Source organism: Alterirhizorhabdus solaris (assembly GCF_007785815.1).
In the GTDB taxonomy this organism is placed as follows: domain Bacteria; phylum Pseudomonadota; class Alphaproteobacteria; order Sphingomonadales; family Sphingomonadaceae; genus Alterirhizorhabdus; species Alterirhizorhabdus solaris.
Genome location: NZ_VNIM01000011.1, coordinates 44,212 through 65,728, shown reverse-complemented (window position 1 = coordinate 65,728; position 21,517 = coordinate 44,212). Strand labels below are relative to the sequence as shown.

The window sequence follows — 21,517 nt, the reverse complement described above, 5'->3', positions numbered from 1 at the left end:
GCATGGCAAATCCCTAGCGCAGCCGGCCGGTGGTCTTCAAGCGCCGGTGTGATGCGATGCGGCAGCGGCGGCGCTCGCGCTGGCCATCACCAGCGCGCGGCGCGAGGGCCGGGAGGGGTGTCGTCGCAGGATCATGGCGGCGATCGTGCCAGCGCAGGCTGAACGGATCGTTGCCGTATCGGGTGAACGCCGCCTTCACCATGCCGGTACGCTGATCCCGGCGACCGGGCGGACGACGCGCTGGACAGGTTCGGCACGATGGTGGTGGGGCGACCCTCCGCACGAGCCGCGCCGCGCCATCTCTCGCTCTCCTGCGCGCTTCGGCCTTTGCATGGCGGCGGGGGCGGGGCTAAGCCGGCGGGATGACCGAAGCAGCGATCAGCATCACCGACCTCACCAAGACCTACAAGGGGGGCAAGCAGGCGCTGGCCGGCGTCAGCTTCGATGTGCCGCGCGGGCAGATCTTCGGGCTGCTCGGGCCGAACGGGGCGGGCAAGTCCACCCTCATCAACATCCTCGCCGGGCTGGTGAACAAGACCTCGGGCAAGGCGGTGATCTGGGGGTTCGACATCGACACCGATCATCGCAACGCCAAGGCCTCGATCGGTATCGTCCCGCAGGAGATCGTGTTCGATCCGTTCTTCACCCCCTTCGAGACGCTGGAGAACCAGGCCGGCTTCTACGGCGTGCCCAAGGGCCAGCGGCGCACCACCGAACTGCTGCGCGCGGTGCATCTGGAGGACAAGGCCAATGCCTACGCCCGCTCGCTCTCCGGCGGCATGAAGCGGCGGCTGCTGGTGGCCAAGGCGATGGTCCACATGCCGCCGGTGCTGGTGCTGGACGAGCCGACCGCCGGCGTGGACGTGGAGCTGCGCCAGCAATTGTGGGCCTATGTCCGCGAGCTCAACCGTCAGGGCGTCACCGTGGTGCTGACGACGCACTATCTGGAGGAGGCCGAGGAGCTGTGCGATCGCATCGCCATCATCAACCACGGCCGCCTGATCGCCAACGAGCCGACCCGCACGCTGGTGGGCCGCGCCAACGAGAAGGCGGTGGAGGTGACGGTGGACCGCGACCTGACCGAGGCGCCCGTCGCCGCCTGCTTCGAGAAGATCGAGCTGAAGGGCGAGCGCACCGTCGTCATCACCTATTCCAAGGACAAGGTGAACGCGGGCGAGGTGCTGGCGGCGTTGCAGGATGCCGGGCTGGGCATCGTCGACGTCTCCACCCGCGAGGCCGATCTGGAGGACGTGTTCCTCAGCCTCACCCGCGCGGGCGCCGGTACGAGCGGCACGCCCGGGCATGGCTGAGCCGCACGCCTACGACGTGATCGTCATCGGTTCGGGCGCCGCCGGGCTGACGGCGGCATTGAACCTGGCCGATCGCTTCCGCGTGGCCGTGCTCGCCAAGGGCGGGCTTTCCGAAGGCTCGACCGCCTGGGCGCAGGGCGGGATCGCCGCCGTGCTGGAACCGGGCGACACCTTCGAGAGCCACGTCGAGGATACGATGGTGGCCGGCGCCGGGCTGAACGACCGCCGCACGGTGGAGTTCGTGGTGGAGAACGCCCCCGCCGCGATCGAGCGGCTGGCCGAACTGGGCGTGCCGTTCAACCCCGGCGCATCGGATCGCTGGCACCTGACGCGCGAGGGCGGCCACAGCCACCGCCGCATCGTCCATGTCGACGACGCGACCGGCATGGCGGTGCAGCAGGCGCTGGAGAAGGCCGCCGCCGCCAACCCGAACATCACGCTGGTGCCCGACATGGCGGTGATCGACCTCGTGACCGGGCGCCACGGCGAGCGTTACTCGGGCGACGGCCACGTCCACGGCGTCTACGCGCTCGATCGCGCCAGCGGGCGGGTGGAGCTGTTCACCGGGCGCGCGACCATATTGGCCACGGGCGGGGCGGGGCGCACCTACCTCTATTCCACCGCCCCGCGCGGCGCGACCGGGGACGGGATCGCGATGGCGTGGCGGGCGGGCGCGCGCATCTCGAACATGGAATTCATGCAGTTCCACCCGACCTGTCTGTACAATCTGGAGGTCAAGAACTTCCTCATCACCGAGGCGGTGCGCGGCGAGGGCGGGCGGCTGGTGAACCCCACCACCGGCCACCGTTTCATGCCCGATTACGACCCCCGCGAGGAACTGGCCCCGCGCGACGTGGTGGCGCGCGCGATCGATGCCGAGATCAAGCGCTACGGGCTGGACTACGTCCACCTCGACATCAGCCACATGCCGGCCGATTTCGTGCGCGGCCACTTCCCCAACATCCACGCCAAACTGCTGACGCTGGGGATCGACATCACCACCCAGCCGATCCCGGTGGTGCCGGCGCAGCATTATACCTGCGGCGGCATCCTGGTGGATCGCAAGGGCCGCACCGACCTGCCCGGCCTGTACGCGGCGGGCGAATGCACCCAGTCCGGCCTGCACGGGGCGAACCGGCTGGCGTCGAACTCGCTGCTCGAATGCTTCGTGTTCGGCGAGGCGGCGGCCGGCCACATCGCCCGCCACTGGGACGAACTGCCCGCCCCGCCGCCGATCCGCGCATGGGACGAGAGCCGCGTCTCCGATTCGGACGAGGAAGTCGTCGTCCAGCACAACTGGCGCGAGATCCGCCGCTTCATGTGGGATTTCGTCGGCATCGTGCGGACCACCAAGCGGCTGGAACGCGCGCAGCACCGCATCGCGCTGCTGCGCAAGGAAACCGCCGACTATTACGGCAACTTCCGCGTGACCGCCGACCTGATTGAGCTGCGCAACCTGGTGGAAGTGGCCGACCTGATCGTCCGCTCGGCCCTCGCCCGCAAGGAAAGCCGGGGACTGCACTACACGCTGGATTACCCGGAGACCCTGGCGGTGGCGAAGGATACGGTGCTGACCCCGTAGGGGGGGAGAGTGTCCGCTTTCGCCCACTTGCCGACATTTCAAACCTCTCGGATTAGCTCGCGCAGCTTGTAAACGAGTGTGCCGGGTGCATCCTGCGACCGCAAACCAAGGGTTGGGATATATTCCGGTTTCCGACCGCCTCGCCGCTCCAATCGGACTCGATTTAGTCCGGCGTCGAAGCTGACCGCTTCTACATCAGACAAGGGCACGCACTTCGTTCCAATGCGCCCCCACTTCAGTTCACTGCCATCGATCCAAACCGCCTTTGGCGATGTGATGAACGACAGGACGACGCCAGCGAGCAGGACCAACCCAACGGAGAGGAGCACGCCGCACGCGAGCAGTCGAACTGTCACCCCGACCGGAGCAGTGTAGAAGAAGGCGGAGCGCGTTAGCCCGTCGCCGAAGCCCGGTAGGTTCGGAGTGATGCCGAGTGCAAGAACAAAGACTGCACCGAGGCCGCACTTCCAGCGACTGATGCTTGCCAAAGTGATGCTGCGTGATCGTGTCGCCGCCTTCATCAGCGGAGCCTAACCGAACCACGGCGCGGCCGCCAGCGTGCCGATACAATCGTCCGGTTCCCACCAATCCCGGCCATCGCCAACGGTCCGATCCGGCCTTTTTGATCCACCCTGCCCGGCCCGCCGCTTTCCGTCTGCCCTAGGCCTCAACCCCCTGCTATGGCGCGGCATGGCAACCAACCACCTCTATCTGGTCGACGGCTCGGGCTATATCTTCCGCGCCTATCACCGCCTGCCGCCGCTCACCAACCGCAACGGTATTCCGGCCGGCGCGGTCTATGGGTTCACCACGATGCTGTGGCGGCTGGTGGACGATCTCCACACCGCCGACGGGCCGACGCATCTGGCGGTGATCTTCGATGCCTCGTCGCACACCTTCCGCAACGACATGTACGACAAGTACAAGGCGCACCGTCCGCCGCCGCCCGAGGATCTGCTGCCGCAGTTCCCGCTGATCCGCGATGCCACGCGCGCGTTCAGCGTGCCGTGCATCGAGACCGAGGGGCTGGAGGCGGACGATATCATCGCCTGCTACGCCAGGGCCGCTCTGGCGGCGGGCTGGCAGGTGACGATCGTGTCGTCCGACAAGGATCTGATGCAGCTGATCGAGCCGCCGTCCGATCGTCATGGCGGCCTCGACATGCTCGACACGATGAACAACCGACGCCTCAACGGCGCCGACGTGATCGAGAAGTTCGGTGTCCCGCCCGAGAAGCTGGGCGACGTACTGGCGCTGATGGGCGACAGCGTGGACAATGTGCCCGGCGTGCCCGGCGTCGGCCCGAAAACCGCCGCGCAGCTCATCAACGAGCATGGCGATCTGGAGACCGTGCTGGCCGCCGCCGGCACCATCAAGAAGCCCAAGCTGCGCCAGTCGCTGATCGACCATGCCGACAACGCCCGCCTGAGCCGCGAACTGGTGCGGCTGGTGTGCGACCGGCCGCTGCCCGAGCCGCTGGAAGACCTCGCGCTCAAGGGCATCCCGCCAAAGCCGCTGCGCGCCTTCCTCGAGGAGCAGGGCTTCCGCACGCTGCTGATGAAGGTGGGCGGCGGGCACGACGTGTCGCCGAAACCCGCCGCCGCGCCGGCCACGCCCGAGGAGGAGCCGGCGTTCGTCCATGCCGACTACGAGACGGTCGTGACCGAGGAGGCGCTCGATCGCTGGATCGCGGAGGCCGTCGCGCGCGGTGCGGTGGCGATCGACACGCAGACCGACGTGGCCGACGTGATGCGTGCGAACCTCGTCGGCATCGCGCTCGCCGTCGCGCCGGGCAAGGCGTGCTACGTGCCCCTCGGCCACAGCGGTGAGGATCTGCTGTCCGATCCGCCGGTGCAGCTGCCGCGCGACGTGGCGCTGGCGAAACTGAAGCCGCTGCTCGAACACCCCGGCGTGATGAAGATCGGGCAGGACGTGAAATATGATCTCGTGCTGCTCGCGCGCAACGACATCGCCCTGGCGCCCGTAGATGACACGATGGTGCTCAGCTACGATCTCGATGCCGGACTGGCGGGCCATGGTGCGGGCGATCTCGGCGTGCGCCACCTCGGCCATCAGGCGATCGATTTCAAGGCGGTGGCGGGCACCGGCCGCAACGCCGTCGGCTTCGACAAGGTGCCGGTCCCCCGCGCCACCGAATATGCCGGCGAGGCCGTGGATATCTGCTTCCGCCTGTGGCGCCGGCTGAAACCGCGCCTCGCACGCGAGGGGGCGACGCGGGTGTACGAGCTGGTCGATCGCCCGCTGATCCCGGTGGTCGGCGCGATGGAGGCGGCCGGCATCGCCGTCGATCGCGCCGGGCTGGTGAGCCTGTCCGCCGAGTTCGCCGGCGAGATCGCGCGGCTGGAGGGCGAGGTGCACGAGCTGGCCGGCGGCCCGTTCACCATCGGCAGCCCCAAGCAGCTGGGCGAGGTCTTGTTCGAGCGGCTGGGGCTGAAGGGCGGCCGCAAGGGCAAGACCGGCGTCTATTCCACCGACATGAACGAGCTTGAGCGGCTGTCGCTGGAGGGTGCGCCGATCGCCGCCAAGGTGCTGGAATGGCGGCAGGTGACGAAGCTGAAATCGACGTACACCGATGCGTTGCAGGCGCAGATCAACCCGGCCACCAGCCGCGTGCACACCACCTTCAGCCTCGCCGTCGCGCAGACCGGGCGGTTGTCGTCGACCGATCCGAACCTCCAGAACATCCCGATCCGCACCGCGCTGGGCCGCCGCATCCGCGAGGCGTTCGTGGCGGCGCCGGGCAAGGTGCTGCTGGCGGCGGATTACTCGCAGATCGAGCTGCGGCTGGCCGCGCACATGGCCGACGTGCCGGCGCTGCGCGATGCCTTCGCCAACGGCGACGACATCCATTCACTCACCGCACAGGAACTGTTCGGCACGGTCGATCGCGATACCCGGGGCAAGGCCAAGACGATCAACTTCGCGATCCTCTACGGTATCTCGTCGTGGGGGCTGGCCGGGCGGCTGGGGGTGGACCGGATCGAGGCGCAGGCGATGATCGACCGCTATTTCGACCGCTTTCCCGGCATCAAGGACTATATCGCCGAGACGCTGACGACGGTGCGCGAGAAGGGCTATGTCTCCACCCTGTTCGGCCGCAAGACGCATCTGCCGGGGATCAAGTCCTCGAAGCAGGGCGATCGCCAGTCGGCCGAGCGGCAGGCGATCAACGCGCCGATCCAGGGCACCAGCGCCGACATCATCAAGCGCGCGATGGTGCGGATGCCGGCCGCGCTGACCGCCGCCGGCCTGTCCGACGTGAAGATGCTGTTGCAGGTGCACGACGAACTGGTGTTCGAGCTTTCGCCCGATCAGGTGGAGGCCGCCTCGGCGGTGATCCGTACCGTGATGGCGGGCGCCGCCGAACCGATGGTAACGCTCAGCGTCCCGCTCGGCGTGGAGATCGGCCATGGCCACAGCTGGGGCGCCGCGCATTGACTGGAGCCGTTGATGCAGTTCTCTGATAATTTGAAAGACTGGGTGGTCGAGGCGTTGTCCACACTTGGAGGCGAGGGGACAATCGTGGAGGTGGCGCGGGAGCTTTGGCTAAAGCACGAAGACGACTTCAAAGCATCAGGTGACCATTTCTATACGTGGCAATACGAGATGCGCTGGGCCGCAGATCGGCTTCGTAAGGTTGGAAAGCTAAAGCTGCGGACGGTGAAGGGCCGTAGCCTGTGGTTGCTCCCGTAGCCCCATCGTCGTCCGGCGATATCGAGGAGCTGGCCAAGGGCGGGCGCACCAATTTTCTCGGCTTCCTGCTGCGGCTGGCCGCGCGCATCCCGTTCCTGTTCATCGCCGGGCGCATCTATGGCGCGGAGGCGCTCGGGCGGTTCGCCTATGCGGTGATCGTGGTGGAGTTCGCAGCCCAGCTCGCCACGCTGGGGCTGCGGCGCGGGCTGGCGGACCAGTTGACCCGGACCGACCGGCCGCACGGGCATGTCGTGGCCGATGCGCTGTTCGTCGGCACGGTCGCCTCGGCGCTGGTGGCCGGGCTGTTGGCGATGGTGCCGGGGATGATGTTCCCCAACAGCCGGATCAATGGGCTGGAATGGCTGCTGCCGCTCACCGTGTTCGCGCTGGTCTGGTCCGATATCGCGCTGGCGGCGCTGGCCTACCGGCTGGATATCGCCGCTATGGTGAAGGCGCGCTCGATCGTGGAGCCGTGGACGATCAGCATCGCGGCCTTCCTGCTTTCCTATTACTCGCTGCGCGACGGGCTGATCCTCAGCTATGTCGCCTCGATGGCGGCGGCGCTGGTCGCCTCGTTATGGCCGTTGTGGCGCAGCTACGGCTGGCCGCACGGCTGGCGATCGCGGCCGTCGTGCCTGATCGAGATGGTCCGCCGCAACCTGCCGCTGGCCGCCGCCGACGCGATCGAATGGGGCTCGCGCCGGCTGGACATCGCCATCCTCGGGCTGCTGTTCTCGCCGGCGATCGTGGGCATCTACTATGTCGCGCAGCAGGTCGCCTCGCTGCCACAGAAGCTGAAGACCAGCTTCGATCCGATCCTCGGCCCCGTCATCACGCAGAAGCTGGGCGAGGGGGACAGGCCGGCGGTGGCGCGGCAGGTGCGCCAGGTGGGGTTCTGGATCATCGCCGCGCAGGCTGGCGTCGCTTTGTGCCTGGGCATTCCGGGCGAGGCGGTGATGGGGCTGGTGGGGCCGAATTTCGTCGGCGGCACAGGCGCGCTCGCCTTCCTGCTGGCGGCCGAGGTTGTGGCGGCCACCGCCGTCGTGTCGGAGGCGGCGCTGATCTACGTGGCGCGCAAGCGCAACCTCGTCATCTCCCTGGCGATGATCGCGGTGCAGGTGGTGCTGAGCTTCGCGATCGTCCACCTGATGCGGCGGTTCGACTGGCCGCTGCTGGTGCAGGCGGCGGGGCCGGCGCTGGCGATGACGCTGGCGCTGGGCTTCGCATCGATCGCCAAGGCCCGGCTGCTGGCGCGGTTGCTGGGGGCGCCGGTGTCCGGCTGGCGCTGGGCGCTGGTGTACGCCACCCTGCCGGCGGTGGCGGTGGGCTGGGTGATGACGCTTCTGCCCGAATGGCTCGAGTTGATCGTCGGCATCCCCGCCATCCTTGCCGTCTATGGCGCGGTGATCTGGTATCGCGGCTTCGGCCCCGAGGATCGCGAGCTGTTCCGCATGAAGCCGCCCGCCACGCCGCGGCTGGCGCAGGAGATCTAGGCCCGGACGACATGAGGCTGCGCCCCGACCGCTCGCGCAGCCATTGAGTCTGCGGCCCGAGACAGGGCAGGAGCGACATTCTCGAGACCATTTCCTGACCCCGCCTGCGACGTTGCCCGGCGGCAGACCGGGGACGATGCCGACGCTCCGTTCGTCGAGAACGACGACCGATCCCGCCGCGTGCGTCTCTGTGTCGAACGCAGCCGACAAACGGAACGACACGCATGTGGCCTGCCCTTCGACGTCGCTCGGGACAGGGAACTGGAGCCCCGAATCCCGATCAGCCTTTCGGGACATTTTTCGCTGGATCTGGTCCCGTCCTCGGAATGAGCGGTCGGTTTCAGGCCATGCAAGGCTGGCGACAGGCGCGCGCGGAAATGCGGGGGCGTCGTGGCTGGAACGTTCAGGCGAGCCTGAAGCAACAGTCGATCCCATCCTCCGGCGAACCGTATCGATAAAAAGGCACAAGCTGTGAAACCGGCGTCCGGATTCCCGCCGTGCGTGAATGTTGACGAATTGCCCGGATTTCCGTGCATTTACAAACTGTCCGCCGCCTGTTCCCGTGGACAAAAGAAGGACATATGGGTAACGCGTCGCGATGACGGCATCCCTGCTTCTTCTCCTCGCGGTATCGCTGGCGCTGTCCGGCGGTAACGGCGCGTGGATCACGGTCGCCTCGGTGATCGCGGCGGGGGCGGCGGGGCTGAGGCTGCCCGATATCGATGCGCCGCTGGGGCTGGATCACCGCAGCGCGCTGACCCATTGCATCCTGCCGTTGCTGATCGCGCTGCTCGACCGGCGGACGTGGCCGGTGGCGGCGGGGCTGGGGTTCGGGATCGGATTCCACCTCGCGGCGGATCTGTTCCCGGCCTCCATGCGGGGATATGCCACGATCAAGCTGCCGTTGTGGGGATCGATCGGGGTGCTCCCGTCTTATCTGTGGATCGCCGCCAATGCCGCCGCGAACCTCACCGGCGGTGTCCTCCTGCTCGACCGCATCGCGACGAGGCGGACCGCCATCGTCGTTCTGGTGGCGATCGCCGTGCTCGGCGCGGCGTATCTGCTGCGGACACCGGGCGGCTGGTATGCTTTCGTGATGCTCGCCGGGCTGGGCTGGCTGATATTGCGATGAGGCGGCGTGATGTCGCCGCATCGGGCCGCCCCGGATTACCGGACGGGGCGGCCCCTCGCGTCACGCCGCCGTGTTGCTGACCGGCACGATCTTGATCTCCACGCGGCGATTCTCCTGCCGCCCCTCGGCCGTGGCATTGCTGGCGACCGGCTGGTTAGCGCCGAAGCCCTGCGTGCCGATCCGCGCGCGCTGCACGCCGCGCGTGGCGAGGTAGTCCGCCACCGAATTGGCGCGGTCCTGCGACAGCGGCAGGTTGATCCGGTCGCTGCCGGTCGAATCGGTGTGGCCGTACACGTCGAGATAGGTCTGGTTGTACGTGGAAAGCGTCTGCGCCACCTGATCCAGCGTCTGGCGGAACTGCGGCTGGATCGCGGCCGAATTGGTCGCGAAGGTCACACCCGAGGGGATGTTGAGCAGGATGTCGTCCCCCTTGCGCTCCACCTCGATGCCGGTGCCGGCGGTCTTCTGGCGCAGTTCCTGCTCCTGACGGTCCATGTAGGCGCCGATCGCGCCGCCGGCGATCGCACCGATGCCGGCGCCTACCACCTTCTCCGTCCGGTCGCGCCGGCCGCCGACGATATCGCCCGCCAGATAGCCGCCGAGCAGGCCCGCACCCGCGCCGATCGCCGCCTTGGAGAGCCGCTGCTGGCCCGTCTGGGGATCGGTGGTGCAGGCAGCGGTGCCGAGCAGGGCCGCCACGACGGCGGCGGCGGTGAACTTCTGGCGCAGATACATCGTCGTTACCCTTCTTCGATATGCGGCGAAAACCGCCTTTGCCGCCGGCTTGTTCCGCATCCGTGTTGAACCTGCGATGATCGCGCTGTTGTGATGGCGACAGATTCCGGCGATAGCGGCATCACGCTTATGCCAGCCCACCCCCCCCTCAGCCCGTTCCCCTGGATCGACTGCCTCATCATCGTCGCGCTGGTGGCGCTGAACGGGGTGTTCGCGATGTCGGAGCTGGCGATCGTCTCCTCCCGCCGGCCCCGGCTGGAGGCGATGGCCCGCACCGGGAAGCGCGGCGCGCGCGCCGCGCTTGCGCTCGCGGCCGATCCGGGGCGGTTCCTGTCCACCGTGCAGATCGGCATCACGCTGATCGGTATCCTTGCCGGCGCCTATTCGGGCGCCAGCCTCGGCGGGCCGGTGGGCGAGCGGCTGGCGTTGCTCGGCGTGCCGGCGCGGCTGGCCGGGGAAGCCGGGTTCGTCGTCGTGATCGCGCTCACCACATACATCTCGCTCATCATCGGCGAACTGGTGCCCAAGCAGTTCGCGCTGCGCCGGCCGGAGGCGATCGCCTCGATCGTCGCCCTGCCGATGCGCTGGATCGCGCTGGCGACGGCGCCGGTCGGCTGGCTGCTCGACCAGTCCAGCGCGCTGATCTTCCGCCTGCTGCGGCTGGACCGCGAATCGGAACAGCATGTGACGGCCGAGGAGCTGCACCTGATCGTGGCCGAGGCCTCCAGCGCGGGCGTGATCGAGGAGAGCGAACGCGCGATCATCTCTGGCGTGGTGCGGCTGGCGGACCGGCCGGTGCGCGAGGTGATGACGCCGCGCACCGACATCGAGTGGATCGACTGCGGCGCCAGCCCCGAGGCGATCACCGCGCAACTGGCCGAGATGCCGCACAGCCGGATGCCGGTGGCGGACGGCTCGGTCGACGAGATCGTCGGCATCGTGCAGGCGCGCGACGTGGTGGCCGCGCTGATTGCCGGCCAGCCGCTGGACCTGCGCGCGCTGATGCGCGGCGCGCCGGTGGTGCCGGACCAGATGGACGCGATGGACGCATTGCAGACGCTGCGCGACGCCGAGGTGCCGGTGGCGCTGGTGCACGACGAATACGGCCACTTCGAGGGCATCGTGACCCCGGCCGACCTGCTCGCCGCAATCGCGGGCGCCTTCGCCTCCGATCAGGACGAGGGCACCGATCCGCCGCTGGTGCAGCGGGCTGACGGCAGCTGGCTCGTCTCCGGCTCGCTGCCCGCCGACGTGCTGGCCGAGCGGCTTGGCGTGGCGCTGTCCGAAGACCGCGACTTCGCCACCACCGCCGGCTTCGCGCTTTCGGTACTGCGCCACCTGCCGACCGTCGGCGAGCATTTCGACAGCGGCGACTGGCGCTTCGAGATCGTCGACATGGACGGCCGCAAGATCGACAAGCTGCTGGCGACGCGGCGGGCCTGAACGGCACCGCCTGCTCCGGTGCCACCCGTGGCCGAGGCATCGCTTCCCGAACCGTTCGTCGCTCACCGTTCGTCGCCCACCGTCCGTTGCGCGGGATGCTGCCGCTGCTGGCGATCGGCTTGGGGTTCATCGCGCCGGGGCTGTCGCTGGCGGGGGTGATCGACCAGACAGATTTCGATACGGATCCCGGCCGCAGGCTGGACGTGCTGGCCACGGTGACCGGCATGGCGCCGTCCACCGTGGCCGCCGCGATCGGTCGGGTCTGCGTGCTGCTGTCCGGTGGTTCAGGCGCAATGGGCCGGCGTTGTCTGTTCGAGCGTGGGCCGGTGATGCGGATCGACGCGGCGGGCATCCGGTGGAAACTGCGGTCGGACGAAATGCCTCCATGGGATCAGGCGCGCAATCCGCGCGTGCGGTCCGTGCAGCGGCAGTGGTTCGTCGGCTTCGACCCCACGGACCGGCCAGCTTCCACCCGACCACGCTGGGCGGGCGGCTGGCCGGGCCGTGCTGGGTGCCGGGTCAGACGACGTGAGCCTGAGCGTCATCATCGCCGCCGACCGCGGCTTCGATGAGATAGCGGCAGCGGTCTTCGCGTTTCACGAGGCGTCCCGAACGGCAGGCGCAGGCGGGCGTAACCGGCGGATGCAGACCTCTCTTTTTGGGGATGGGCCCGCGACGGGATGTTTCGATATCGCCGATCCTGCTTCCGCCGCCGCTATGAATCAATCCAGCCGCGCCCCCTGTATCGAGCGAAGTTAAGGCATGGCGTATCACGCGTGCGGCCTGCCCTCGACTTCGCTCGGGGTATGAAAAAGAACCCCGGATCCCCGGTCGAACGCCGAGGAGGGTCCGGCGAAACATCGACCGGGCTGACCTAGGTGGCGTGCAAGGCTCCCCTCTCGAAGAGAACTGTCGACGCCTTCGATCCACCACTACGACAGGTTCGCTGGCTTCCCGGGGAAGTCGTCGAGAGCCGCCCGTATGCCGCCTGGCCCTACGTGCCGAGCCGATCGCCGGCGTCGATCGGACGGGACAGTTCCTCGCGCGCCGCCTCCAGCGCGAGCACGCGGGTGCGGGCGTGATGGATGTGGTCCACGTCGGCCGGCTCGCGCGTGGCGCCACCATCCTTGTCCGCTTCCTGTCCGGCGAGCAGGATCACCGCCCGGCGATATTCCGCCCGTGCCGTGGCCAGCGCCGCCTCGAGGCCGTCGGCCAGTCGTCGTGTGTCCGTCATTTCCCGATATTCCCTGTGATCGAACGATACGGTCGATGCCGCAGGGTGTCGCAAACGAGCTATCGCGCCGCGCGATCCCTCACCGGGATGCGATATGATGATCGGGCGGCGCGGGCCGTCCGCGCCGCCCGCGCCCCAAAGGTTCAGCCGCCCAGCTTGCCGAACTTCGCCTCGAACCCGGCGGTGTCACCCTTGGCGAGGTGCCTGGCCTGATCGACCCACTGATCCTTGAGGATGCGGCCCCTGAAGGTGCCCATGCCCGCGTCCACCGTCGCCACCTGAGCCTCGTCCAGCGCGGCGAGCTGATCGTAGCGGTGGATGCCCAGCGTGTTGAGCTGCGCCTGCGCCTTCGGCCCCAGCCCCTTGATCTGGGTGAGCGGATCGGCCGGGCCGGTCGCCTCCGGCAGTGCCGGGTGCGAATCGACGCCGAGGAACTGATCGACCACATCCTCGATCGCCGCCGCCGCGCCATCGACCGCGCCATGCCCCTCCGCATCGCTGCCCAGCGGCGTCGTGTCGGTGGTGCTGCCCGTGTCGCGCCGGCGGAACAGGAACAGGAAGGCGGCCGCCACCACGAGCGTGATGAAGACGATGAGCAGGATCTGGGTCTGGGTCACGAGGTGTCTCTTTGTTGGCCGCGGGGCGGCGGTGTATCAGGGGGCGAACGCCGTTCGGGCACGTGTCGTTCCGGGGGCGGCCTAACCCTCGCGCGCCACTTCGCGCCAGCCGATGTCGCGGCGGCAGAAGCCGGTGGGAAAATCGATCGCATCGACCGCGCGATAGGCCGCGGCCTGCGCCTCGGCGACGCTGCCGCCTTGCGCGGTCACGTTCAGCACGCGGCCGCCGCCGGCCACCAGCGCGCCCTCGCGCAGCGTGGTGCCGGCGTGGAACACCTTGGCGCCCGTCGCCTCGGCCGGCGCGATGCCAGCGATCGCGCCGCCCTTCTCGGGCGTGCCGGGGTAGCCGCGCGCCGCCATCACCACTGTCAGCGCGGTGCGGTCGGCCAGCACCGGCGCGGGCACCTCGGCCAGCCGCCGTTCGGCGACGGCCAGCAGCAGCGCCACCAGATCGCCCTCGTAGCGCAGCATCAGCACCTGCGTTTCGGGGTCGCCGAAGCGCGCGTTATACTCGATCAGCTGGGGGCCGTCCGCCGTCAGCATCAGCCCGGCGTAGAGCACGCCGGCATAGGGCGTGCCCGCCGCCGCCATCGCCCGCACGGTGGGCTCCACGATCTCGGCCATCGCCCGCGCGGTGAGTTCGGGCGTCAGGATGGTGGCCGGGCTGTAGGCGCCCATGCCGCCGGTGTTCGGCCCGCTATCGCCCTCGCCCACGCGTTTGTGATCCTGCGCGGAGCCGAACGGCACCACCGTCTCGCCGTCGCTGAGCGCGAAGAAGCTCGCCTCCTCGCCCTCCAGGAATTCCTCGATCACCACTTCCGCGCCCGCCCCGCCGAAGCCGCCGTCGAACATGTCGGCCAGCGCCGCCGTCGCCTCGATGTCGGTCGTGGCGATCACCACGCCCTTGCCGGCCGCCAGCCCGTCCGCCTTGATGACCACGGGCAGTCCGAAGCGGCCCAGCGCCGCCTCGGCGCTCGCGCGATCGGTGAAGCGGGCGTAGGCGGCGGTGGGGATATTCTCGCGCGCGCACAGATCCTTGGTGAAGCCCTTCGATCCTTCGAGCTGTGCGGCGGCGGCGGTGGGGCCGAACACCGGGATGCCGGCCTGCGCCAGCCGGTCCGCCACGCCGTCCACCAGCGGCTGTTCCGGCCCGACGACGACCAGCCCCACGGCCTTGTCGCGCGCGAAGGCCACGATCGCGTCGATGTCGGCCAGGTTCAGCGCGACGCATTCGGCGCATTCGGCGATACCCGGATTGCCCGGCGCGGCGTAGAGCCGGCCCAGCGTGGGCGATTGCGCGAGCCGCCACGCCAGCGCATGTTCGCGCCCGCCAGACCCCAGCAGCAGGACATTCATGAGTTCACCAGCCTCCCTCGACGCCCGCCTGTTAGCCGAGGCCGCCCCCGGCGACAACGCGCCCGCGCTTTCCGTGTCGGAGCTTTCGGGGGCGCTGAAACGCAGCGTCGAGGATGCGTTCGGCCATGTCCGCGTGCGCGGCGAGATTTCCGGGTTCAAGCGCGTCGCTTCCGGGCACTGCTACCTGACGCTGAAAGACGACCGCGCCGTCATCGACGGGGTGATCTGGAAGGGAAACGCCGGCACGCTCGCCTTCCGCCCGGAGGACGGCGTGGAGGTGATCGCCACCGGCAAGCTGACCACCTATCCCGGCCGGTCGAAGTATCAGATCGTGATCGACCGGATGGAGATCGCCGGGGCGGGCGCGCTGATGGCGCTGCTCGACCAGCGGCGCCGCGCGCTTGCGGCCGAGGGGTTGTTCGATGCGGACGCCAAGCGCGCGCTGCCGTTCCTGCCGCGCGTGATCGGGGTCGTCACCTCGCCCACCGGGGCGGTGATCCGCGACATTCTCCACCGCCTTGCCGATCGCTGCCCGACGCACGTGCTGCTGTGGCCGGTGATCGTGCAGGGCGAGGGCGCGGCGGCGCAGATCGCGGCAGCCGTGCGCGGGTTCGATGCGCTGCCGGCCGATGGTCCGATCCCGCGCCCCGATCTGGTGATCGTGGCGCGCGGCGGCGGCTCGATCGAGGATCTGTGGGCGTTCAACGAGGAGGCGGTGGTGCGCGCCGTCGCCGCCTGCACGATCCCGACGATCTCGGCGGTGGGCCACGAGACGGACACCACCCTGTGCGATTTCGCCGCCGACCGGCGCGCGCCCACCCCCACCGCCGCCGCCGAGATGGCGGTGCCAGTGCGCGCCGAACTGCGCGCCACCCTGCGCGAGCTGGGCGCACGCACCGCCCGCTGCGCCAACCGCTACCGCGACCATGCCGCCGAGCGCCTGGCCGCCACCGCGCGCCGCCTGCCCGCGCCGGACCGGCTGCTGGGCACGCAACGCCAGCGTCTCGACGATCTGGGCGAGCGGCTGCCGCGCGCGCTCTCCCGCCGGCTGGCGCTGGCGCGCGGCGAGCTGGCGCACGCCGCCGGGGCGCTGCGCCCGCGCCTGCTGGGCGACCGGATCGGGCAGGCCGGGCAGCGGCTGGCGGCGGCGCGCTTCCGCCCCGTGCTGATCGAACGATCGCTGGCGGACCGGCGCGCCTTGCTGGCCGATCAGCGCGAGCGGTTGCCGCGCGCCTTCTCGCAGGGGCTGGTGCAGGCGCGCGGCGAGCTGGCGCAGGCCGCCGCCGCGTTGCGCCCGCGCCTGCTGGCCGATCGCCTCGCGCGGGATCGCGCGGCGCTGGCACGCGACGCCGGCCGGCTACCCGAAGCCTTTGGCCGGCGGCTGACGCTGGCGCGGGGGGAACTGGCCCACGTCTCCGCCACGCTGCGCCCCCGCCTGCTGGCGGATCGCGCCGCCCGCAGCGCCACGGCGCTCGGCGCGGTGCGGCTGCGCCCCGCGCTGGTGGAGCGGCCGCTGGCCGAGGCGCGCACCGCGCTCGACCGGCTGTGGCGGCTGGCCGAGAGCCTCGCCCCGGACAAGCCGCTCCAGCGCGGCTATGCCTGGGTGGAGCGGCGGCAGGGCGGGGTGGTCGCCACGGCGGCGGCGGCGAAGGCGGCCGGCGCGCTGGTGCTGCACTTCGCCGACGGCAAGGTGGCCGCGCGCGTTGAGCGGGGCGGCACGACCGCCTATGTTGCCCCCAAGCCCGAGCAGCCGACGCTGCTCTGAAACCGGAAAGGACCAAGGCGATGCTGATGTCGCAGGCCGGCCGCCCCGCGCGGCTGCATTACATGGCGAACAACTTCCGCGTGCTGACGCCGGGCGACCATGTCGTCTGCGCGGTGAGCGGGGAGAAGGTGCCGCTCGACCATCTGCGCTACTGGAGCGTGGCGCGGCAGGAGGGCTATGCCTCGGCCGAGATCGCGGTGAAGGCGGAACTGAAGGGTTGAGCATCGCGGCGTGGGCGGGCCGGCACGGGGCGGCGGTACCTGCCGGCCGGACCATCGCTGGCGTGCCCATCGGCGCGGCGGCGGATGTGCCCCGCCGCCCGCCCGCAACGGCGGCAACCGCTCCGTCCCGGCGAAACAGCCGGACACGGCCTGTCTGCCGGTCGTTCGGGGCGGGCCGCTTCTCCCTCCTGACGATGCCGCTCCTGCTGCTGGCGCTGCCGGGATGCGTCGCCGCGGCGCCGCCGCCGGCTGCCGTACCGCCGCCGATCGGGTTTCAGAGGCCCTCGGTGCCACCCCCGGCGATCGGCTTCGTTCGTAAAGGCCTGGCGCAACAGGGCGGACTGTTGCGCTGGCGCCTCGCCCCGGGCGACCCCGCCACGATCCGGCTGACGCTGGATGGCCGGCCGGTGCCCGTCGCGCCGGACGGCGCGTTCCTGCTCGCCTTCGGCCGTGATGCCGCGCCGCTGGCGACGCTGGAGGCGAGCGCGCCCGGCCGGCCGCCCGTGCAGGAAACGATCGCGGTCCAGCCGCGCGCATGGAAGATCCAGTCTCTGCCCACCCTCTCGCGCGGCACCACGCCGAATGCCGCCTTCCTCGCCCGCCGCGAACCCGAACTGGCGCGGATCGCCGCCGCACGTGCCGCAGGCTCGGCCAGCGAGGGGTGGCGGCAGCGGTTCGTGTGGCCGGCCACGGGGCGGATCAGCGGCGTGTTCGGCTCGCAGCGCATCTATGCCGGGGAGCCGGGGGCGTTCCACGGCGGGGTGGATGTCGCCCGCCCCACCGGCGCGCCGGTGGTGGCCCCTGCCGACGGCGTGGTGGTGCTGGCGGCCGAGGCGCCGTTCACGCTGGAGGGCAACCTGTTGATGATCGATCATGGAATGGGGCTGGTGAGCGCCTTCCTCCATCTCTCCCGCATCGACGTGAAGCCGGGCGATCGTGTGGCGCAGGGCCAGCCGATCGGCGCGGTGGGCGCCACTGGCCGCGCCACTGGCCCGCACCTGCACTGGGGCATGACATGGGGCGACGTGCGGATCGACCCTGCGCTGCTGGCGGGGGCTATGCCGGGATAGAGGCGGGCGCCCCCCGGGACATGAAGTGTTATGCCCGCCGGGCACATCGGTCGTCGCCATGCCATCGAGACCATCACGGCAATACCTCGTTGATCGCCAACGGGATCGGATCAGCGGGGACATCGAAGATGGGGTGAGGTGTCGATTGCGCGAGATCACCCTTCCGGCGATCAACAGTTCCTCAACGAAGTGAGAGAAACTGGAGCGGGCGAAGGGATTCGAACCCTCGACCCCAACCTTGGCAAGGTTGTGCTCTACCCCTGAGCTACGCCCGCTCTGGCGCTACCGGGTAGCGATGCTTCCCGGTGAGGCGCGGCTAATAGCGTGGGGGTCGGGGGGCTGCAAGCGGTAAAATCGGAGGGTGACGAATTCATCCTGCGGGGCTTCGCCTCCAGGCTGTCGGGCGCTATTTTCCCGGCGCGGCGGCGGGTGTCGGCCCGGTCGCGCGGCAACGGTCGGAGCAGTATTTCACCTGATCCCAGTCGCGCGCCCACTTCTTGCGCCACGCGAACGGGCGGTGGCAGCTGACGCAGATCTTTTCCGGCAGGTGGGGCTTGCGATGGGCCACGGCGCCCGGCCTAGACGGCCTCGGCCTGATCGCGCGCCGACCCGGCCACGCGCAGGCGGAAGCCGGTGACGAACGGTTCGCTCACCAGCCGCAGGATCGCCGCCGCCACGTCTTCCGGCTGTTGCAGCGTCGCGGCATCCTCGCCGGGGTAGGCGCGCGCGCGCATCGCCGTGGCGGTGGCGCCGGGATCGACGATGGCGACACGCACCTTGCTGATCGCCTTCATCTCGTCAGCATAGCTCAGCAGCAGCGATTCGAGCGCCGCCTTGGAGGCGCCATAGGCCCCCCAATAGGCGCGCGGGCGCTGGCCGACCGAGGAGGTAAGGCCCACCACCCGCGCATCGTCGCTGGCGCGCAGCATCGGGTCGAACGCGGCGAGCATCGCCTGCTGCGCCGTGACGTTCAGGGTGAACAGCTTGGCGAATTCCTTGCCGTCGATCGCGGGAACGGGCGTGAGCGTGCCGAGCATCGCGGCGTTCAGCACCAGCAGGTCCAGCGCCTTCCAGCGGCCGGCGATGGCGGTGGCCAGGCGGGCGATGCTGTCGTTCTCGGCCAGATCGAGCGGGGCGATGGTGGCGGTGCCGCCGGCGGCGTGGATGCGATCCTCCACCTCCTCCAGCCCGCCCGCCGTGCGCGCGGTGAGCACGACATGCGCGCCAGCCTGCCCCAGCGCCAGCGCGGTGGCCGCGCCGATGCCGCGCGATGCGCCCGTCACGAGGGCGAGGCGGCCTTCCAGCGGTCGATTCGCCATCAGACGACCACGCGCTCGTCGAGCATGGAAAGCTGGTCGGCGGGCGCCACCTCCTCCTGATCGGTCAGGTGGGTGGGATAGTCGCCGGTGAAGCAGGCATCGCAATGCTGCGGCTGCATCTCGTTGCGGCCCTCCCTGGCGCCCAGCGCGCGGTACAGGCCGTCCACCGAGATGAAGGCGAGACTGTCGGCACCGATGTAGGTCGCCATCTCGGCCACCGTCATCTGCGCGGCGAGCAGCTTGGCGCGCTCCGGCGTATCGACGCCGTAGTAGCAGCTGTGCCGCGTCGGCGGGCTGGCGATGCGCAGGTGGACCTCGGCCGCGCCGGCATCGCGCAACATCTGCAGGATCTTCACGCTGGTGGTGCCGCGCACGATCGAATCGTCGATCAGCACCACGCGCTGCCCGTCGATCAATGCGCGGTTGGCATTGTGCTTCAGCTTCACGCCCAGATGGCGCACCTGATCGCCCGGCTGGATGAAGGTGCGGCCGACATAGTGGGAGCGGATGATCCCCAGCTCGAACGGGATGCCGCTGGCCTGCGCATAGCCGATCGCGGCCGGCGTGCCCGAATCGGGCACCGGCACGACGAGATCGGCCTCGACCGGATTCTCAAGCGCCAGCTCCGCGCCGATCGCCTTGCGGACCGAATAGACCGAGGTGCCGCCCGCGATCGAATCGGGCCGCGAGAAATAGACGTGCTCGAAGATGCACGGGCGCGGCCGCACCGGCGCGAACGGCCGGATCGAGCGGATGCCCTTCTCCGACAGAATCACCAGCTCGCCCGGCTCGATCTCGCGCAGGAAGGTGGCGCCCACCACGTCGAGCGCGACCGTCTCCGAGGCGAAGATATAGGCGTCGCCTACCCGGCCCATCACAAGCGGGCGGATGCCGAGCGGATCGCGGCAGGCGATCATCCCCTCGGGGGTGAGGCACACCAGCGAATAGGCGCCCTCCACCCGCTTCAGCGCATCGATGAAGCGGTCGAGCAAAGTGCGATAGCTGCTGGTCGCGACGAGGTGGATGATCGTCTCGGTATCCGAGGTGGACTGGAAGATCGAGCCGCGCCGTACCAGCTCGTGCCGCAGCTTCATCGCGTTCGAGATGTTGCCGTTGTGCGCGACGGCGAACCCGCCCGACGACAGCTCGGCGAACAGGGGCTGCACGTTGCGCAACGCCGTCTCGCCGCTGGTGGAATAGCGCACGTGGCCGCAGGCGACGCGGCCGGGCAGCGCGCGGATGATCTCATCGCGGTCGAAATTGCCGGCGACGTGGCCCATCGCCCGGTGGGTGTGGAACTGGCGGCCGTCCCAGCTGGTGATCCCGGCCGCTTCCTGTCCGCGATGCTGGAGCGCGTGGAGGCCGAGCGCGACCATCGCGGCGGCGGTATCGGCGCCCCAGATGCCGAACACGCCGCACTCCTCGCGCAGCTTGTCATCGTCGAATGGGTGTGTCGTGAGCATCGCGAAATCCCGCCGCGGTGTCTGAATGGAGGGGCATATAGGGGGGTGCCCCGGGTTTGTCGCCCCTTTGTAACGTCCGTCGGGAGCCGGCGGGCGGGCCATGCGTTTGCGTGCCGGAACGAGACCCCGAGAGGAGGCAGGCGATGGCGAAGGATCACGGCCCGCAGATCAAGGACGACGCGCTCTACGAGGAACTGCGCAAGCAGGGCGAGCCCAAGGAGAAAGCGGCGCGCATCGCCAATGCCAGGGCGGCCGGCACGCTCGACCACAAGGGCACCACGCTGGAGGACCGCAGCAAGGCCGAGCTTTACGACGAGGCCAGGGAGATCGGCATCGAGGGCCGGTCGACGATGGACAAGGCGGAGCTCGCCAAGGCGATTCGCAAGCATTGAGCGACCACCACGGCAGATGCCGGTGAAACGACGAAACAGGAGACGATCATGGCGAAACCTCCCCCCAGCGGCCCCCATTCCGATATCAGCGGCGTCAATCGCGACGCCCGGGTAAACAGCCCGACGCGGGACCCGCAGGGCAATGATGCGAGCGATCTCGACGAGGCGGACGAGCAGTCCAAGGGGCAGCCCGACGAGGACAGCGTGCCTTCCAGGGGGAGCTGATCGCATACCCGGTTGATCGGGCGGGCATCGCGGCCTAACCCCGGCGCATGGATCAGGATCGCGAGAACGGCACCGCCCTCCAGCCGAAATTCGATGCCGCCGGGCTGATAACCGGCGTCGTCACCGATGCCGCAACCGGCGAGTTGCTGATGGTGGCGCATCTGGATGCCGAAGCGCTGGAACGAACGATCGCGACGGGCGAGGCGCACTTCTGGTCCCGCTCGCGCGGGTCGCTGTGGAAGAAGGGCGAAACCTCCGGCAACATCCTGCGCGTGGTGGAGCTGCGGATCGACTGCGACCAGGATGCGCTGTGGATCCGCGCCACGCCCGCCGGCCCGGCGTGCCATACCGGCGCGCGCAGCTGCTTCTATCGGCGGGTCGAGGACGGAAAGCTCGTCGACGAAAGGTAAGGCCGGCGTTGACGTTGACGTGAACGTCAACTAGCA

Annotated in this window: 23 protein-coding genes and 1 tRNA gene; 14 read left to right on the top strand and 10 right to left on the bottom strand. The window is 69.6% G+C overall.

What is annotated here, in order from left to right; translation table 11 throughout:
* Positions 1–13: 13 nt before the first annotated feature.
* On the bottom strand, positions 14–202 hold the full coding sequence (locus FOY91_RS04780) for a hypothetical protein (RefSeq protein WP_145148668.1): 189 nt from the start codon (positions 200–202) through the stop codon (positions 14–16).
* Between the two features lie 160 nt (positions 203–362).
* Here FOY91_RS04780 and FOY91_RS04775 point away from each other — a divergent pair, with 160 nt between their 5' ends.
* Entirely contained in the window at positions 363–1,310 is a 948-nt protein-coding gene (locus FOY91_RS04775; protein ID WP_145148666.1) for an ABC transporter ATP-binding protein, read from the top strand.
* Positions 1,303–2,892 (top strand): L-aspartate oxidase, encoded by a 1,590-nt coding sequence (gene nadB / locus FOY91_RS04770; protein WP_145148664.1) that lies wholly within the window; start codon positions 1,303–1,305, stop codon positions 2,890–2,892. The genes FOY91_RS04775 and nadB overlap by 8 nt, the downstream gene beginning before the upstream one ends.
* Positions 2,893–2,930: 38 nt before the next feature.
* Here nadB and FOY91_RS04765 read toward each other — a convergent pair whose 3' ends face one another.
* Positions 2,931–3,413 carry a hypothetical protein gene (locus FOY91_RS04765; protein WP_145148659.1) on the bottom strand — a complete coding sequence of 161 codons (483 nt, stop codon included), beginning with the start codon at positions 3,411–3,413 and terminating at the stop codon, positions 2,931–2,933.
* Positions 3,414–3,582: 169 nt separating this feature from the next.
* Between FOY91_RS04765 and polA the strand changes: the two genes are divergently transcribed.
* The 4 genes from polA to FOY91_RS04745 all read left to right on the top strand — a co-directional run bounded on the left by polA (position 3,583) and on the right by FOY91_RS04745 (position 9,231).
* Positions 3,583–6,351: a DNA polymerase I gene (polA, locus tag FOY91_RS04760; protein ID WP_145148657.1), complete on the top strand. Its 2,769-nt coding sequence runs from the start codon at positions 3,583–3,585 to the stop codon at positions 6,349–6,351.
* Between the two features lie 12 nt (positions 6,352–6,363).
* Entirely contained in the window at positions 6,364–6,606 is a 243-nt protein-coding gene (locus tag FOY91_RS04755; protein ID WP_145148655.1) for a hypothetical protein, read from the top strand.
* Positions 6,591–8,099, top strand: coding sequence for a lipopolysaccharide biosynthesis protein (locus tag FOY91_RS04750; RefSeq protein WP_145148653.1), 1,509 nt, complete (start codon positions 6,591–6,593; stop codon positions 8,097–8,099). Before FOY91_RS04755 ends, FOY91_RS04750 begins: the two co-directional genes overlap by 16 nt.
* A 598-nt stretch (positions 8,100–8,697) precedes the next feature.
* Complete coding sequence (locus FOY91_RS04745) at positions 8,698–9,231, top strand: hypothetical protein (protein WP_145148651.1); 534 nt, start codon at positions 8,698–8,700, stop codon at positions 9,229–9,231.
* A 60-nt stretch (positions 9,232–9,291) separates the two neighbouring features.
* On the opposite strand, the gene FOY91_RS04740 is transcribed toward FOY91_RS04745, so the two are convergent.
* Positions 9,292–9,966, bottom strand: a complete 675-nt coding sequence (locus FOY91_RS04740; protein ID WP_203234494.1) for a YiaD family glycine zipper/OmpA-like lipoprotein — start codon at positions 9,964–9,966, stop codon at positions 9,292–9,294.
* Between the two features lie 129 nt (positions 9,967–10,095).
* Between FOY91_RS04740 and FOY91_RS04735 the strand changes: the two genes are divergently transcribed.
* On the top strand, positions 10,096–11,409 hold the full coding sequence (locus FOY91_RS04735) for a hemolysin family protein (protein WP_145148649.1): 1,314 nt from the start codon (positions 10,096–10,098) through the stop codon (positions 11,407–11,409).
* Positions 11,410–11,504: 95 nt separating this feature from the next.
* Positions 11,505–11,981 (top strand): hypothetical protein, encoded by a 477-nt coding sequence (locus FOY91_RS04730; protein WP_145148647.1) that lies wholly within the window; start codon positions 11,505–11,507, stop codon positions 11,979–11,981.
* 422 nt (positions 11,982–12,403) lie between these two features.
* On the opposite strand, the gene FOY91_RS04725 is transcribed toward FOY91_RS04730, so the two are convergent.
* From FOY91_RS04725 to purD, 3 genes are all read right to left on the bottom strand, one after another.
* The gene (locus tag FOY91_RS04725; RefSeq protein ID WP_145148645.1) at positions 12,404–12,643 is read right to left on the bottom strand and encodes a hypothetical protein; all 240 of its coding nucleotides are present in this window, start codon (positions 12,641–12,643) and stop codon (positions 12,404–12,406) included.
* Between the two features lie 143 nt (positions 12,644–12,786).
* A complete protein-coding gene (locus FOY91_RS04720; protein ID WP_238995255.1) occupies positions 12,787–13,260 on the bottom strand; it encodes a hypothetical protein in 474 nt (157 codons plus the stop codon).
* Between the two features lie 81 nt (positions 13,261–13,341).
* Positions 13,342–14,616 (bottom strand): phosphoribosylamine--glycine ligase, encoded by a 1,275-nt coding sequence (purD, locus tag FOY91_RS04715; protein WP_145148643.1) that lies wholly within the window; start codon positions 14,614–14,616, stop codon positions 13,342–13,344.
* On the opposite strand from purD, the gene xseA reads away from it, so the two are divergent.
* From xseA to FOY91_RS04700, 3 genes are all read left to right on the top strand, one after another.
* The gene (gene xseA, locus FOY91_RS04710) at positions 14,615–16,381 is read left to right on the top strand and encodes an exodeoxyribonuclease VII large subunit (RefSeq protein ID WP_145148641.1); all 1,767 of its coding nucleotides are present in this window, start codon (positions 14,615–14,617) and stop codon (positions 16,379–16,381) included. The genes purD and xseA overlap by 2 nt on opposite strands.
* A 20-nt stretch (positions 16,382–16,401) precedes the next feature.
* Positions 16,402–16,602, top strand: a complete 201-nt coding sequence (locus tag FOY91_RS04705) for a DUF2093 domain-containing protein (RefSeq protein ID WP_145148639.1) — start codon at positions 16,402–16,404, stop codon at positions 16,600–16,602.
* A 194-nt stretch (positions 16,603–16,796) separates the two neighbouring features.
* Positions 16,797–17,672 carry a M23 family metallopeptidase gene (locus FOY91_RS04700; RefSeq protein WP_145148637.1) on the top strand — a complete coding sequence of 292 codons (876 nt, stop codon included), beginning with the start codon at positions 16,797–16,799 and terminating at the stop codon, positions 17,670–17,672.
* Between the two features lie 200 nt (positions 17,673–17,872).
* Here FOY91_RS04700 and FOY91_RS04695 read toward each other — a convergent pair.
* The 4 genes from FOY91_RS04695 to purF all read right to left on the bottom strand — a co-directional run bounded on the left by FOY91_RS04695 (position 17,873) and on the right by purF (position 20,454).
* Positions 17,873–17,947, bottom strand: a tRNA-Gly gene (locus FOY91_RS04695).
* A gap of 131 nt (positions 17,948–18,078) precedes the next feature.
* Complete coding sequence (locus FOY91_RS04690; protein ID WP_145148635.1) at positions 18,079–18,240, bottom strand: DUF2256 domain-containing protein; 162 nt, start codon at positions 18,238–18,240, stop codon at positions 18,079–18,081.
* Between the two features lie 10 nt (positions 18,241–18,250).
* Positions 18,251–18,991 carry an SDR family NAD(P)-dependent oxidoreductase gene (locus FOY91_RS04685; protein WP_145148633.1) on the bottom strand — a complete coding sequence of 247 codons (741 nt, stop codon included), beginning with the start codon at positions 18,989–18,991 and terminating at the stop codon, positions 18,251–18,253.
* On the bottom strand, positions 18,991–20,454 hold the full coding sequence (gene purF / locus FOY91_RS04680; protein WP_145148631.1) for an amidophosphoribosyltransferase: 1,464 nt from the start codon (positions 20,452–20,454) through the stop codon (positions 18,991–18,993). The genes FOY91_RS04685 and purF overlap by 1 nt, the downstream gene beginning before the upstream one ends.
* Positions 20,455–20,597: 143 nt before the next feature.
* On the opposite strand from purF, the gene FOY91_RS04675 reads away from it, so the two are divergent.
* From FOY91_RS04675 to hisI, 3 genes are read left to right on the top strand one after another with little or no spacing between them, the layout of a single operon-like run.
* On the top strand, positions 20,598–20,846 hold the full coding sequence (locus FOY91_RS04675) for a DUF7218 family protein (RefSeq protein ID WP_145148629.1): 249 nt from the start codon (positions 20,598–20,600) through the stop codon (positions 20,844–20,846).
* Positions 20,847–20,894: 48 nt separating this feature from the next.
* A complete protein-coding gene (locus FOY91_RS21545) occupies positions 20,895–21,071 on the top strand; it encodes a hypothetical protein (protein ID WP_162527133.1) in 177 nt (58 codons plus the stop codon).
* A 47-nt stretch (positions 21,072–21,118) separates the two neighbouring features.
* Complete coding sequence (gene hisI, locus FOY91_RS04670; protein WP_145148627.1) at positions 21,119–21,481, top strand: phosphoribosyl-AMP cyclohydrolase; 363 nt, start codon at positions 21,119–21,121, stop codon at positions 21,479–21,481.
* Positions 21,482–21,517 lie beyond the last annotated feature (36 nt).

Excerpts from the sequence above, each read along its gene's own strand:
- purD (WP_145148643.1), bottom strand. The coding sequence starts at position 14,616 with ATGAATGTCCTGCTGCTGGGGTCTGGCGGGCGCGAACATGCGCTGGCG.
- FOY91_RS21545 (WP_162527133.1), top strand. The coding sequence starts at position 20,895 with ATGGCGAAACCTCCCCCCAGCGGCCCCCATTCCGATATCAGCGGCGTC.
- nadB (WP_145148664.1), top strand. The coding sequence starts at position 1,303 with ATGGCTGAGCCGCACGCCTACGACGTGATCGTCATCGGTTCGGGCGCC.
- polA (WP_145148657.1), top strand. The coding sequence starts at position 3,583 with ATGGCAACCAACCACCTCTATCTGGTCGACGGCTCGGGCTATATCTTC.
- purF (WP_145148631.1), bottom strand. The coding sequence starts at position 20,454 with ATGCTCACGACACACCCATTCGACGATGACAAGCTGCGCGAGGAGTGC.
- FOY91_RS04740 (WP_203234494.1), bottom strand. The coding sequence starts at position 9,966 with ATGTATCTGCGCCAGAAGTTCACCGCCGCCGCCGTCGTGGCGGCCCTG.
- FOY91_RS04705 (WP_145148639.1), top strand. The coding sequence starts at position 16,402 with ATGCTGATGTCGCAGGCCGGCCGCCCCGCGCGGCTGCATTACATGGCG.
- FOY91_RS04725 (WP_145148645.1), bottom strand. The coding sequence starts at position 12,643 with ATGACGGACACACGACGACTGGCCGACGGCCTCGAGGCGGCGCTGGCC.
- FOY91_RS04780 (WP_145148668.1), bottom strand. The coding sequence starts at position 202 with ATGGTGAAGGCGGCGTTCACCCGATACGGCAACGATCCGTTCAGCCTG.
- FOY91_RS04685 (WP_145148633.1), bottom strand. The coding sequence starts at position 18,991 with ATGGCGAATCGACCGCTGGAAGGCCGCCTCGCCCTCGTGACGGGCGCA.
- FOY91_RS04735 (WP_145148649.1), top strand. The coding sequence starts at position 10,096 with ATGCCAGCCCACCCCCCCCTCAGCCCGTTCCCCTGGATCGACTGCCTC.
- FOY91_RS04675 (WP_145148629.1), top strand. The coding sequence starts at position 20,598 with ATGGCGAAGGATCACGGCCCGCAGATCAAGGACGACGCGCTCTACGAG.
- FOY91_RS04765 (WP_145148659.1), bottom strand. The coding sequence starts at position 3,413 with ATGAAGGCGGCGACACGATCACGCAGCATCACTTTGGCAAGCATCAGT.
- FOY91_RS04755 (WP_145148655.1), top strand. The coding sequence starts at position 6,364 with ATGCAGTTCTCTGATAATTTGAAAGACTGGGTGGTCGAGGCGTTGTCC.
- hisI (WP_145148627.1), top strand. The coding sequence starts at position 21,119 with ATGGATCAGGATCGCGAGAACGGCACCGCCCTCCAGCCGAAATTCGAT.
- FOY91_RS04700 (WP_145148637.1), top strand. The coding sequence starts at position 16,797 with ATGCCGCTCCTGCTGCTGGCGCTGCCGGGATGCGTCGCCGCGGCGCCG.
- xseA (WP_145148641.1), top strand. The coding sequence starts at position 14,615 with ATGAGTTCACCAGCCTCCCTCGACGCCCGCCTGTTAGCCGAGGCCGCC.
- FOY91_RS04730 (WP_145148647.1), top strand. The coding sequence starts at position 11,505 with ATGCTGCCGCTGCTGGCGATCGGCTTGGGGTTCATCGCGCCGGGGCTG.
- FOY91_RS04775 (WP_145148666.1), top strand. The coding sequence starts at position 363 with ATGACCGAAGCAGCGATCAGCATCACCGACCTCACCAAGACCTACAAG.
- FOY91_RS04745 (WP_145148651.1), top strand. The coding sequence starts at position 8,698 with ATGACGGCATCCCTGCTTCTTCTCCTCGCGGTATCGCTGGCGCTGTCC.